The following is a 12365-nucleotide window of genomic DNA, read 5'->3' as shown; positions in this document are numbered from 1 at the left end:
CCGGGGACAGTTAACCCGACTCTTTTAATCTTTCAAGGAGCAAAGAATGCTTATTCTAACTCGTCGAGTTGGTGAAACCCTCATGATTGGCGATGAGGTGACTGTAACGGTGCTGGGAGTTAAAGGGAACCAGGTTCGCATTGGTGTGAACGCCCCTAAAGAAGTTTCGGTTCATCGCGAAGAGATCTATCAGCGAATCCAGGCCGAAAAAACTCAGCAAACGAGTTACTAACGGATCCAGCGTCTCGCTCTATAGCGAGGCGCTACCGATTTCCTGCCTGCCTCGTACCCCTCTTTTGCTTCTCCTCCATTCCGACCTTCTTAATGACCCTTTGTATCACTTGCTGTCTACCGCTTCTTCTCTCTGTTTGCTGACTCCGCAACTGGCTGTTATCGCGTCTGCGTCCTGCTCTGATCTGCTTTATGATGGCTACTCAAAGCTGTTTTATCCTTTCTGTATCCCGATCTGACCTGCTCCATAACTGCTGCACTGAGCTTTTATTATCACTTCCGTTATCTGCAAGCCCATTTTGACCTGCGTTTTGACGGCAGGAACCTTCTTTTATCCTGCCTCAATCTTCTGATTTACCTGTGAACGACCTGTTTTCAGCGCTCCGGCTGCCGTTTATTGCATCCTTCCGCAATTTTCCTCAGCAACGTTAATGCGGCAGGTCACCTGAATCGCTGTTGATAATTCAACCTTTTTGTCGTCAAATTGCCCGGATTGCGTGTGAAGTGTGCAATTAAACACGCAGGGGGAAAAATTGTTTGACTTATAAGTCCGCCAAAGTAATATGTGCGCCACGCAGTGCCGATGAGCGGTTATCAAGTTCTGAAGCACAACTCGCAAGAGTGCGTATGGTGAGGTGGCCGAGAGGCTGAAGGCGCTCCCCTGCTAAGGGAGTATGCGGTCAAAAGCTGCATCCGGGGTTCGAATCCCCGCCTCACCGCCATTTGCATCCATAGCTCAGCTGGATAGAGTACTCGGCTACGAACCGAGCGGTCGGAGGTTCGAATCCTCCTGGATGCACCATTTTCGAAGAGGTTGGTCGCAACACAATTCTGGCAAGGCAGTAAGATATCAACGCCAGCACTAAGGATGATAACGTTGCTTTAGCAGCGGCCCGTAAGGGTGAGGCAGTAGCCGAATAATCCTCCTGGATGCACCATCTTTAGCAGAATGAGGGTACCACTGGTTTCAGGGGTTCCTTGTTTTGTAAGTAGTGATACAGTGTTGCAGCCTGTATTAAAGGTGAGTCGTTAGCACCCTGCGTTATACCAGAATTTGAAATGCATCCATAGCTCAGCTGGATAGAGTACTCGGCTACGAACCGAGCGGTCGGAGGTTCGAATCCTCCTGGATGCACCATTTTCTGAGAAGTTGGTAGTGTCGCAATTCCGGAGAAAAATCAGTGATTTTTTCCGGCATGTAAGTGAACGTCATCATCCTCTACAGTATCTCCTCAGGTTTCTCGCGTTATCCCCAAAAGTTTTCCAATGCATCCATAGCTCAGCTGGATAGAGTACTCGGCTACGAACCGAGCGGTCGGAGGTTCGAATCCTCCTGGATGCACCATATTTTGAAAATCTGATAGCTATCCAGTACTGGCAAATAAATACGTTGTTACCGCCAGCACCAGGGATGATAACGTTGCTTCAGCAACGGCCCGACAGGGTGAAGCATAGCTTCATAATCCTCCTGGATGCACCATATTTTGGAATCTGGTCGTTTTAATCCTGACAGTTGCTGATTTGTCCTCTCACATTTCAGTCTGCATCAGAGATAATCAAAGCAGCACACCTAAGCTTTAAAGCACTTCCCAATGCATCCATAGCTCAGCTGGATAGAGTACTCGGCTACGAACCGAGCGGTCGGAGGTTCGAATCCTCCTGGATGCACCATATTTTGAAAATCTGATAGCTATCCAGTACTGGCAAATAAATACGTTGTTACCGCCAGCACCAGGGATGATAACGTTGCTTCAGCAACGGCCCGACAGGGTGAAGCATGGCTTCATAATCCTCCTGGATGCACCATATTTAAAACATCCTTCAGTCATTTCTGTCTTGCATAGCACTCCTTTGCTCCAGCCAGCACAAAGGATGATAACCTGTGCTCCACGGCCCCCCCTGTTTTATAAATCCTCCTTAATGCATCATTCTTTCTGAAGTCTGTCTGAATTATCCTTCGTCTGGCATTCCTTCTATCCTGTCGTACCCTGATTATTAACCTGCTGTTTATACAGATAAAAACATTTTATTTGTGCGAAAAATCATCCTGAGCTTATTCTCACGCCTTATTCTGATAATAAAAATCCCTATATAATTCAAGGCATTTGCTGATCCATGCTGACAGCGACAAGTGCACGGCTTTAAGCTAAAGTAATTGCTCGTCTTAACAGGGATGGAGAGAAGAATGTACGACGGATATCAGGGCTTAATATTCGATATGGATGGCACCATTTTGGATACTGAACCCACGCACCGTAAAGCCTGGCATGAAGTGCTGGCGCGTTATGGTATGCAGTTTGATGAAAGTGCGGTCATTGGCCTGAATGGCTCACCAACATGGCGAATTGCCGAGGTGATCATTGCCAGTCATCAGAGCAACCTGGATCCTTTTGTGCTGTCGCAGGAAAAAACTGCCGTGCTGAAGGAGATGCTGTTTGATACTGTGCGTCCTCTTCCGCTGATCGAGGTGGTTAAAGCGTACAAAGGGCGCCGACCTATGGCAGTGGGAACCGGCAGTGAACATGCGATGGCAGAAGCCTTGCTGCAGCATCTGGGGCTGAGAGATCACTTTGATGCCATCGTAGGCGCTGATGACGTTACACGGCATAAACCGGAGCCCGATACTTTTCTCCGCTGTGCAGCGCTGCTGAATGTGGCCCCTGCGCGATGCGTGGTCTTTGAAGACGCTGATTTTGGCATTCAGGCGGCCGTTGCTGCTGGAATGGATTTTGTAGATGTACGCCTGCTGTGAGTGACTGGCTTGCTTATGGGTCAATGTTTGCCAGCAGTTTTCTCAGTGCGACCTTGCTGCCAGGCAGTTCAGAAGTGTTACTGGCGGGCCTGCTGATAGCAGGAAAGGTCTCATTGAGTGGAATTATCGCTATTGCCGCACTTGGGAACACGCTGGGCGGCATCACTAACATTATCATTGGTCGCTGCCTGCCGGTAAAACAGCAGGGGCGATGGCATTACACAGCAACGGCGTGGTTACACCGGTTGGGGCCGGCTGCGCTGCTATTTAGCTGGTTGCCAGTGATTGGCGACCTGCTATGCGTTCTCGCTGGCTGGCTTCGTTTTGCCTGGCTCCCCACGGTGTTCTTTCTCGCCGTTGGTAAGACCTTGCGCTATGTGGCGCTGGCGTACGCAACACTACAGGGCATGGAATGGTGGCATTGATTCGTGAATAATCTACGCTACGGTTAACATTATGCTAAACAATAATAAATTTTTCTCCGAGCGGGAGGTCAATTTGATCCCGGACGTATCACAGGCGCTTTCCTGGCTGGAAGCTAATCCTGACGCTTTAAAAGGTATTGGTCGCGGTATTGAACGCGAAACGCTGCGTGTCAAACCTGATGGGCATCTGGCCACCACCGGGCACCCTGAGTCTCTTGGGTCAGCATTAACGCATAAGTGGATCACCACCGATTTTGCGGAGACGCTGCTCGAATTCATTACGCCTGTAGAACAGAACATCGACAATCTGCTGGCATTCCTGCGTGATATCCATCGTCATGTCTCTCGCGATCTTGGCGATGAGCGCATGTGGCCCATGAGTATGCCCTGTCTGATTGAAGACAGTCAGGCTATCGAACTGGCGCAGTACGGCAGCTCTAACATTGGTAAGATGAAAACGCTGTACCGTGAAGGCCTGAAAAACCGCTACGGTGCGCTGATGCAGGTTATCTCTGGCGTGCATTACAACTTCTCTCTGCCGCTGTCATTCTGGCAGGCATGGGCAGAGGTAAAAGATGAGAAAAGTGGTCAGGAAGCGATTTCAGAAGGGTACTTACGGCTGATTCGTAACTATTACCGCTTTGGCTGGATCATTCCTTATCTGTTCGGTGCCTCTCCGGCGATCTGTTCCTCTTTCCTGCAGGGTAAAGAGACTAAATTGCCTTTCGAACGCACGGAAACAGGCATGCTTTATCTGCCTTATGCCACCTCATTACGTTTAAGCGATCTGGGTTACACCAATAAATCGCAGAACGGACTTGGCATCACCTTCAATAATCTGCCGGATTATGTCACGGCTCTGAAAGCGGCAATTAAAACGCCTTCTGAAGAGTATGCCCGCATGGGTGTGAAGGATGAGCAGGATAACTGGCTGCAACTCAACACTAACGTGCTGCAGATTGAGAATGAGCTCTATGCGCCCATTCGTCCTAAACGTGTTACCCGTTCCGGAGAGAACCCCTCGGATGCGCTGCTGCGTGGTGGGATTGAGTATATCGAAGTGCGGTCGCTGGATATTAACCCGTTCTCGCCGATTGGCGTGGACGAGAATCAGGTACGCTTCCTCGATCTGTTCCTGATCTGGTGTACGCTGGCCGATGCGCCGGAGATGAGCAGTGATGAACTGCTGTGTACACGGACCAACTGGAACAGAGTCATTCTCGAAGGTCGTAAGCCTGGCCTGAAGTTAGGTATGGGCTGCGGTGAAGCTGAGCACCTTCTGGCCGACGTAGGCAAAACGCTGTTTGCAGATCTCCGTCGTGTTGCTGAAACGCTGGACAGCCAGCAGGGCAATCATCTGTATCAGGAAGTGTGCGACCGTCTGGTAGCCTCTTTCGACGATCCGGATTTGACCTATTCGGCACGCTTCCTTACGGCTCTAAAAGAAAATGGGATTGCAGGGACAGGACTGGCGCTTGCCGAGCAGTATCGTCATCAGTTAGCGGATGAGCATCTGGAGATTTTGACTGAGACTAAGTTTGAGCAGGAAGCTATACGTTCAAACGATAAACAGCGGGAAATCGAAGATAGTGATACGCTTAGCTTCGAAGACTTTTTGAAAGGTCGGAGTTAGAAAAAGAAAATGGCCACATTGCTGTGGCCAAAATAACATCTCTGTTGTCAGGGATGATGATAACAAAATGCGCGTCTTTCAAAGATTCAGACCGGGCATGACAGAGAAAGTTTCACTGTTTTAAAAAATAAATTCATTTGTTGAGGTAACAATATGCCATTGCTGGATAGCTTTACCGTCGATCACACCATCATGGCGGCTCCTGCGGTTCGTGTCGCTAAGACCATGAACACTCCTCATGGCGACACCATTACCGTTTTTGACCTGCGCTTCTGCAAGCCAAATAAAGAAGTGATGCCTGAGCGTGGGATCCACACCCTTGAGCACCTGTTTGCTGGTTTCATGCGTAACCACCTGAACGGTGATGGCGTTGAAATTATCGACATCTCGCCAATGGGCTGCCGCACAGGATTCTATATGAGCCTGATCGGAACGCCTGACGAGCAGCGCGTAGCAACAGCCTGGAAAGGGGCAATGCAGGACGTACTTAAAGTCACTGACCAGCGCAAAATCCCTGAGCTGAACGAATATCAGTGCGGCACGTATGAGATGCACTCATTAGATGAAGCGCAGGACATTGCGCGTCATATTATCGACAACGACATTCGCGTGAACCATAACGACGAACTGGCGCTGCCGAAAGACAAACTGCAGGAACTGCACATCTAGTTTGTCTGAGGGGCGAAGCGATTCGCCCCTTAATCTTTAGCCGGGAAGAAAACGCTTCCGCCCGTCATCAACCCTTTAAGAACCGACAGATTCCTTCAATGACTGACGTGGTGTAATCCGCACCTGCTTAATCATATTCTCCTGAACATCAAGAATATCAACCGCATAAAGTCCTACCTGCACTGTGGTGTTGGGCAGAGGGATATCCTGTATGGCTTCCAGGATCATGCCGTTAACGGTGCGGGCTTCATCTTCTGGCAATGACCAGTTAAAGACCTTGTTCAGTTCACGAATGTTGGCGCTGCCTTCGATAAGCACGGAGCCATCGTTCTGCGGCACCACTTCCTCGGCAAGCGTAGGTGACATTGAGGTAGTGAAATCGCCTACGATCTCTTCAAGGATATCCTCAATGGTGACCAGCCCCTTGATATCACCGTACTCGTCAACAACCATGCCCACCTTCTTCTTGTTTCGCTGAAACTTAACCAGCTGAACATTGAGCGGAGTGCCTTCCGGAACGTAATAAATCTCATCTGCTGCCCGCAGCATCACCTCTTTAGTGAACTCTTTTTTCTCGGTCATCAGGCGGTAGGCTTCGCGTACGCGCAACATACTGATGGTGTCATCCAGTGAGTCACGGTACAGCACGATGCGGCCATGCGGGGAGTGGGTTAACTGACGGACAATCGATTTCCAGTCATCATTGATATTGATACCCACAATCTCGTTACGCGGCACCATGATGTCATCAACGTTGACCTTTTCCAGATCCAGAACGGAGAGCAGCATATCCTGATTACGTCGTGACATCAGCGAGCGGGATTCATAAACGATGGTACGCAGCTCCTCCTTGCTCAGCGCTGAGTTAGCTGAACTTTCGGTTTTCATACCAACCAGCCGCATCAGGAGACGGGTGATCGTATTCAGCAACCAGACCAGCGGCATCATCACTATCTGCAAGGGACCCAGCAGAATGCTGCTCGGGAAGGCGACTTTTTCCGGATAGAGCGCTGCGATAGTTTTGGGTAAAACTTCGGCAAAGACCAGCACGCAGAAGGTCAGAATACCCGTCGCAATCGCCACGCCTTCATCACCATGCAGGCGCATCCCAACGATGGTTGCCAGCGCTGAAGCCAAAATATTGACAAGGTTATTGCCGATCAGCACCAGGCTGAGTAAACGGTCGGGGCGGCGCAGCAGTTTTTCCACGCGGCGGGCTGCCCGGTTGCCGTGCTTGGCCTGATGGCGCAATTTATAGCGGTTAAGCGTCATCATGCCGGTTTCGGAACCTGCGAACCAGGCCGAAACCAGAATCATAATGACCAGCGTGATGATTAACGAGGTAGTTGAAACACTTTCCAACAGAAGAATTCCTTGTAGTGAAGGGTCATGAGGTCAGGAAGTGCTGCAACATCCGGCTACCGAAGTAGGCCATGGTCAGCAGAAATGCCCCACCGCAGTTGAACCAGGCCACGCGGCGACCGCGCCATCCTTCGTGATAATGACCCCAGAGCAAAACGATATAAACAAACCAGGCGAGAATTGATAAAACAGCTTTATCAATATTCTCACGGCTGAAAAGATCGTCCATATAAAACAGGCCGGTACAGAGCACCAGCGTCAGAAGCACCACACCAACCTGAGTGATGTGGAACATTTTACGTTCAATAGTCATCAGGGGAGGGATGTCGTTATTGAACGCCAGCTTCTTGTTCTTTAGCAGATAGTCTATCCACGCCAGCTGCAACGCATACAGCGCGGCAATAATCAGGGTGGCATAGGCAAATAGCGCAAGGCCAATATGCACCATCATCCCGGGTGTGGTTTCAAGGTGAGTGATGAACGCATTGGGCACGAACGTGGCGAAGGCCAGGTTAATCAGCGCAAAGCTGTAGACAATCGGCAGCAGCATCCACCCCCGATTGCGCGAGGCCACAATAGTCATAATGGCGCAAATCAGCAGGCTGACCAGCGAGCCAATATTCAGCAGGCTGAGATTCTGACCGCTGTCGATGGCAAAAATACGCTGTTGCAGGGCCACAGCGTGACAAACCAGCGCAATAACCGCAGAAATCACCGCCAGACGACGCCAGGCACTTTGTTTGCGCAGCAGGCTGGGAATGATTAAAGCAAGGCTGAAGGAGTAGGCGAGTAGCGCCAGGATCGCAAAAACGGACATAAATGTTGTCAGGTACCAGCCAGAGAAGGAAAAAATCAGTATAGCGCCAGCGGCTGCTGGCTCCAAACGATCTCAACGCAGATGGCTGAGATCGCAGCGGCTTCATGTTATAATCCGTCCCATTGTGTCGCCTGGCGACCTCTCATTACGTTGAGCGAGAGACGATGTTTGATAATTTAACCGACAGATTGTCGCAATCCCTGCGCAATATCAGTGGCCGTGGACGGCTGACAGAAGACAACATTAAGGACACCCTGCGTGAAGTGCGCATGGCGCTGCTTGAGGCAGACGTTGCGCTGCCGGTGGTGCGTGACTTTATCAACCGCGTAAAAGAGCGGGCGGTAGGGCAGGATGTGAACAAGAGTCTGACCCCGGGTCAGGAGTTCGTTAAGATTGTGCAGAACGAACTGGTTGTGGCAATGGGGGCGGAAAATAATACGCTCAACCTGGCCGCTCAACCTCCTGCTGTAGTTCTGATGGCGGGTCTGCAGGGTGCAGGTAAAACCACCAGCGTTGGTAAGCTGGGTAAATTCCTGCGTGAAAAGCACAAGAAAAAAGTTCTGGTGGTCTCTGCGGACGTTTATCGCCCGGCAGCGATTAAACAGCTGGAAACCCTCGCGGAACAGGTTGGAGTGGATTTCTGCCCGTCCGATCTCAGCCAGAAACCCGTTGATATAGTAAAAAATGCCTTACAGATGGCAAAGCTGAAGTTCTACGATGTGCTGCTGGTGGATACCGCCGGTCGTCTGCACGTAGACGAAGCGATGATGGACGAAATCAAACAGGTTCATGCCGCGATCAATCCGGTTGAAACGCTGTTTGTAGTGGATGCCATGACCGGTCAGGATGCCGCAAATACTGCGAAGGCGTTCAACGAAGCGCTGCCGCTGACAGGTGTGGTGCTGACCAAAGTGGATGGTGATGCCCGTGGCGGTGCTGCGTTGTCGATTCGCCATATCACCGGTAAGCCAATTAAATTTATGGGCGTCGGTGAAAAAACCGAAGCCCTGGAGCCGTTTTACCCGGACCGTATTGCTTCCCGTATCTTAGGCATGGGCGATGTCCTGTCGCTGATCGAAGATATTGAGAGCAAAGTTGACCGTGCTCAGGCCGAAAAGCTGGCCAGCAAGCTCAAGAAAGGTGACGGCTTTGATCTCAATGACTTCCTGGATCAGCTGAAGCAGATGCGCAACATGGGTGGCATGGCCAGCCTGATGGGTAAACTGCCGGGTATGGGTCAGTTACCCGATAACGTGAAGTCGCAGATGGACGATAAAGTGCTGGTGCGGATGGAAGCGATGATCAACTCCATGACGCGCAAAGAGCGCGAAAAGCCGGAGATCATCAAAGGCTCGCGCAAGCGCCGCATTGCAACAGGTTCTGGCATGCAGGTGCAGGACGTTAACCGCTTACTCAAGCAGTTTGACGACATGCAGCGCATGATGAAGAAGATGAAGAAGGGCGGTATGGCGAAGATGATGCGCGGCATGAAAGGTATGATGCCGCCGGGCTTCCCTGGCCGTTAAGCCAGTCCGGAAAGCGTTTGGCGAATTAGATTGCTTTTTGCGCCAAAATGAGTAAAATTTTCGGGCTTTTTATATTGCAGCCGGGGCCCGTTCCCTCAATGGGACCCGGCTGTTTTATTAACTAAAGAGGATGTTATGGTAACAATTCGTTTGGCACGTCACGGCGCTAAAAAGCGTCCGTTCTATCAGGTAGTCGTAACTGACAGCCGTAATGCTCGCAACGGTCGCTTCATCGAGCGCGTTGGTTTCTTCAACCCGATCGCATCTGGTCAGGCTGAAGCACTGCGTCTGGATCTGGATCGCATTGAGCACTGGGTTGGCCAGGGCGCTACTGTTTCTGACCGCGTTAGCGCGCTGGTCAAAGAAGCTAAGAAAGCAGCTTAATCTGTCACGGTGGTCAACATGAGCAAGCAACACGCCGCGCAGCCTCCTGCTAACCCGTTAATTCTGGGTAAGATGGGATCGGCCTACGGTATCCGTGGTTGGCTCAAAGTGTTTTCCTCCACCGAAGATGCCGAAAGCATTTTTGACTATCAGCCGTGGTTAATTCAACGCGCGGGTCAATGGCAGCTTGTCGAGCTGGAAGGCTGGAAGCGCCACAATCAGGACATGATCATCAAAGTCAAAGGCATTGACGATCGTGATGCTGCCGGTCTGCTGACTAATTGCGAAATTGTCGTGGACTCAGAGCAGTTGCCAGTCCTTGAAGGCGGTGATTACTACTGGAAAGACCTTATTGGTTGCCAGGTTGTCACCACTGAAGGATATGAGCTGGGGAAAGTCACTGAGATGATGGAAACCGGTTCAAACGACGTTCTCGTCGTCAGGGCAAACCTGAAGGATGCATTCGGTGCGAAGGAGCGGCTGGTTCCGTTCCTTGATGGACAGGTTATCAAGAATGTCGATCTCACTACCGGCACTATTGAAGTAGATTGGGATCCTGGTTTTTGAGCTCCGGACAAGACGGTATGACCCCAGCGTCATCGATGTGGATTGGCATTATCAGCCTGTTCCCTGAGATGTTTAGCGCGATTACCGATTACGGAGTAACCGGCCGGGCAGTAAAAAGTGGCCTGCTCAGCATTCAGAGCTGGAGTCCTCGTGACTTCGCTCATGACCGGCACCGTACCGTGGATGAACGTCCTTACGGCGGCGGACCGGGAATGCTAATGATGGTTCAACCCTTACGGGATGCCATCCACGCAGCAAAAGCAGCGGCAGGAGAAGGCGTTAAGGTGATTTATCTTTCACCTCAGGGCCGCAAACTCGATCAAGATGGAGTTTGCGAGCTGGCGACTAATCAGAAAATTATTCTGGTATGTGGTCGCTATGAAGGGATAGATGAGCGCGTAATCAAAACCGAAATCGATGAAGAATGGTCGATAGGCGATTACGTTCTCAGCGGTGGGGAGCTGCCAGCGATGACGCTGATTGACTCTGTCTCCAGGTTTATCCCTGGTGTACTGGGCAAGCAGGCGTCGGCTGAAGAAGATTCGTTTTCTGATGGCCTGCTGGACTGCCCGCACTACACCCGCCCTGAAGTGTTAGAAGGGATGGAAGTTCCGCCAGTTTTGCTGTCGGGCAACCATGCCGAAATTCGCCGTTGGCGTTTGAAACAGTCGCTGGGCCGTACCTGGCTAAGAAGACCTGAACTTCTGGAAAACCTGGCTCTGACTGAAGAGCAAGCAAAGTTGCTCAGAGAATTCCAAAAGGAATTCAACCAGCAACATAACGATGATGGGCATGCACGGCTGTAGCCGGCGCCTGAATATCAGTTTACCCAGGATAAGAGATTTAATTATGAGCAACATTATTAAGCAAATTGAACAAGAGCAGATGAAACAGGACGTACCTTCATTCCGTCCGGGTGATTCCGTGGAAGTGAAAGTATGGGTCGTTGAAGGTTCTAAGAAACGTCTGCAGGCATTCGAGGGCGTGGTTATCGCTATTCGTAACCGCGGTCTGCACTCTGCATTCACTGTTCGTAAAATTTCTAACGGCGAAGGTGTTGAGCGTGTATTCCAGACTCACTCACCAGTAATTGACAGCATTGCTGTTAAACGTCGTGGTGCCGTACGTAAGGCCAAACTGTACTACCTGCGTGAGCGTACCGGTAAGTCTGCACGTATCAAAGAACGTCTGGGCGCTAAAGCAGCATCCTAAGTTAATAGTGAATAAGGGGCTGACCGAAAGGTTAGCCCCTTTTTTTGCCTGCTATCGCCTTTGCTACCCCAGGCAGCGGACTTAACAAATTAACAGCGCGATCGGACCGTTATTGTGGCCGCAGGAAGTGATAGACCGCCGTATTAACCGGACCGCTGTCCAGGACGATCAGTCCATACTGAATCCCCATAAAATCAGCGCCACATTTTACTGCCACACCACGGCTGGCGATATTTTCCTCCACGGCAAGAATTTCTACCCTGTTTCTGCCCGGGCTTTGCCATGCCAGTTCAACCAGGTGCCTGACGGCAGCGCTGGCAATCCCCTGACGTTGTTCACTGCTGCGAACCCAATAGCCTATTGAGCAGTGGTCAGGCTGATCCCGTGAAAAGCGTAAGCCCGCTCCGCCCAACAATCTGCCATCTTCGGCAAACAATCCCAGTTCAGTGGCGTCCCTTGTTATGCGCTGCAAATGCGTGATGGCAAACCACTGGCGTGCATCAGCTTCAGTAAAATCCTGATGTGCCCAAAGTAACCAGGGAAGCAGCGTATCCAGAGAGTCGTTAACAGCTGCAGCAAAGGCGGGCGCATCGCCATTGTGCCAGGGGCGGAAAGTGATTTGCATGTTGTTTCTCCATGATCATGCCGTTTGGACTAAAAAGGGAAGCGGGTCTGAAGGGTTTTAACAATGGTCAGCAGCCTGGCAGAGTAAAATCAGTCCCGGTTCACCTCATCACTTTTATAGCAGGATCTTACTTAAACTGGCACCCGGAAAGTTTATCTGTGG

The 12365-nt window shown here is 50.8% G+C and carries 13 protein-coding genes and 5 tRNA genes; 15 read left to right on the top strand and 3 right to left on the bottom strand.

From position 1 onward, the window contains the following. The first annotated feature begins 46 nt into the window (after positions 1-46). From csrA to luxS, 10 genes are all read left to right on the top strand, one after another. A complete protein-coding gene (csrA, locus tag VRC33_RS17640; protein ID WP_004155916.1) occupies positions 47-232 on the top strand; it encodes a carbon storage regulator CsrA in 186 nt (61 codons plus the stop codon). 628 nt (positions 233-860) lie between these two features. Beyond that, positions 861-953: transfer RNA gene (locus VRC33_RS17635), tRNA-Ser, on the top strand. Positions 954-956: 3 nt separating this feature from the next. Continuing rightward, positions 957-1033: transfer RNA gene (locus tag VRC33_RS17630), tRNA-Arg, on the top strand. A gap of 259 nt (positions 1034-1292) precedes the next feature. Then, positions 1293-1369 (top strand) — tRNA-Arg (locus VRC33_RS17625). 130 nt (positions 1370-1499) lie between these two features. Further along, positions 1500-1576, top strand: a tRNA-Arg gene (locus VRC33_RS17620). Positions 1577-1825: 249 nt separating this feature from the next. Then, a tRNA-Arg gene (locus VRC33_RS17615) sits at positions 1826-1902 on the top strand. A 514-nt stretch (positions 1903-2416) separates the two neighbouring features. Continuing rightward, a complete protein-coding gene (gene yqaB / locus VRC33_RS17610) occupies positions 2417-2983 on the top strand; it encodes a fructose-1-phosphate/6-phosphogluconate phosphatase (RefSeq protein WP_338557677.1) in 567 nt (188 codons plus the stop codon). Next, a complete protein-coding gene (locus VRC33_RS17605) occupies positions 2980-3408 on the top strand; it encodes a YqaA family protein (RefSeq protein WP_338557675.1) in 429 nt (142 codons plus the stop codon). Before yqaB ends, VRC33_RS17605 begins: the two co-directional genes overlap by 4 nt. Positions 3409-3439: 31 nt before the next feature. Further along, entirely contained in the window at positions 3440-5041 is a 1602-nt protein-coding gene (gshA, locus tag VRC33_RS17600) for a glutamate--cysteine ligase (protein WP_338557673.1), read from the top strand. Between the two features lie 153 nt (positions 5042-5194). Next, on the top strand, positions 5195-5710 hold the full coding sequence (gene luxS, locus VRC33_RS17595) for an S-ribosylhomocysteine lyase (protein ID WP_338557672.1): 516 nt from the start codon (positions 5195-5197) through the stop codon (positions 5708-5710). A gap of 75 nt (positions 5711-5785) precedes the next feature. Here luxS and VRC33_RS17590 read toward each other — a convergent pair whose 3' ends face one another. After that, positions 5786-7072, bottom strand: a complete 1287-nt coding sequence (locus tag VRC33_RS17590) for an HlyC/CorC family transporter (RefSeq protein ID WP_338557669.1) — start codon at positions 7070-7072, stop codon at positions 5786-5788. A 25-nt stretch (positions 7073-7097) separates the two neighbouring features. Further along, complete coding sequence (locus VRC33_RS17585; protein WP_338557668.1) at positions 7098-7889, bottom strand: inner membrane protein YpjD; 792 nt, start codon at positions 7887-7889, stop codon at positions 7098-7100. 164 nt (positions 7890-8053) lie between these two features. On the opposite strand from VRC33_RS17585, the gene ffh reads away from it, so the two are divergent. From ffh to rplS, 5 genes are all read left to right on the top strand, one after another. After that, on the top strand, positions 8054-9415 hold the full coding sequence (gene ffh / locus VRC33_RS17580) for a signal recognition particle protein (protein ID WP_338557667.1): 1362 nt from the start codon (positions 8054-8056) through the stop codon (positions 9413-9415). 135 nt (positions 9416-9550) lie between these two features. After that, entirely contained in the window at positions 9551-9799 is a 249-nt protein-coding gene (gene rpsP, locus VRC33_RS17575) for a 30S ribosomal protein S16 (RefSeq protein ID WP_338557665.1), read from the top strand. 18 nt (positions 9800-9817) lie between these two features. Then, a complete protein-coding gene (rimM, locus tag VRC33_RS17570; RefSeq protein ID WP_338557662.1) occupies positions 9818-10366 on the top strand; it encodes a ribosome maturation factor RimM in 549 nt (182 codons plus the stop codon). Between the two features lie 35 nt (positions 10367-10401). Continuing rightward, a complete protein-coding gene (gene trmD, locus VRC33_RS17565; RefSeq protein ID WP_338564335.1) occupies positions 10402-11172 on the top strand; it encodes a tRNA (guanosine(37)-N1)-methyltransferase TrmD in 771 nt (256 codons plus the stop codon). Positions 11173-11215: 43 nt separating this feature from the next. After that, positions 11216-11578 carry a 50S ribosomal protein L19 gene (gene rplS, locus VRC33_RS17560; protein WP_024965502.1) on the top strand — a complete coding sequence of 121 codons (363 nt, stop codon included), beginning with the start codon at positions 11216-11218 and terminating at the stop codon, positions 11576-11578. 109 nt (positions 11579-11687) lie between these two features. On the opposite strand, the gene VRC33_RS17555 is transcribed toward rplS, so the two are convergent. Then, positions 11688-12203, bottom strand: coding sequence for a GNAT family N-acetyltransferase (locus VRC33_RS17555; protein ID WP_338557658.1), 516 nt, complete (start codon positions 12201-12203; stop codon positions 11688-11690). Positions 12204-12365: the final 162 nt, after the last annotated feature.

This window comes from Erwinia sp. E_sp_B01_1 (genome assembly GCF_036865545.1).
Classification (GTDB): Bacteria; Pseudomonadota; Gammaproteobacteria; order Enterobacterales; family Enterobacteriaceae; genus Erwinia.
The sequence above is the reverse complement of the archived record's forward strand: the minus strand, read 5'-3'. Positions and strand labels throughout refer to the sequence as shown.

What these genes read in the sequence shown, in the direction of transcription:
- csrA (WP_004155916.1), top strand. Translation starts at nt 47, where the DNA reads ATGCTTATTCTAACTCGTCGAGTTGGTGAAACCCTCATGATTGGCGAT.
- yqaB (WP_338557677.1), top strand. Translation starts at nt 2,417, where the DNA reads ATGTACGACGGATATCAGGGCTTAATATTCGATATGGATGGCACCATT.
- gshA (WP_338557673.1), top strand. Translation starts at nt 3,440, where the DNA reads ATGCTAAACAATAATAAATTTTTCTCCGAGCGGGAGGTCAATTTGATC.
- luxS (WP_338557672.1), top strand. Translation starts at nt 5,195, where the DNA reads ATGCCATTGCTGGATAGCTTTACCGTCGATCACACCATCATGGCGGCT.
- VRC33_RS17585 (WP_338557668.1), bottom strand. Translation starts at nt 7,889, where the DNA reads ATGTCCGTTTTTGCGATCCTGGCGCTACTCGCCTACTCCTTCAGCCTT.
- ffh (WP_338557667.1), top strand. Translation starts at nt 8,054, where the DNA reads ATGTTTGATAATTTAACCGACAGATTGTCGCAATCCCTGCGCAATATC.
- rpsP (WP_338557665.1), top strand. Translation starts at nt 9,551, where the DNA reads ATGGTAACAATTCGTTTGGCACGTCACGGCGCTAAAAAGCGTCCGTTC.
- rimM (WP_338557662.1), top strand. Translation starts at nt 9,818, where the DNA reads ATGAGCAAGCAACACGCCGCGCAGCCTCCTGCTAACCCGTTAATTCTG.
- trmD (WP_338564335.1), top strand. Translation starts at nt 10,402, where the DNA reads ATGTGGATTGGCATTATCAGCCTGTTCCCTGAGATGTTTAGCGCGATT.
- rplS (WP_024965502.1), top strand. Translation starts at nt 11,216, where the DNA reads ATGAGCAACATTATTAAGCAAATTGAACAAGAGCAGATGAAACAGGAC.
- VRC33_RS17555 (WP_338557658.1), bottom strand. Translation starts at nt 12,203, where the DNA reads ATGCAAATCACTTTCCGCCCCTGGCACAATGGCGATGCGCCCGCCTTT.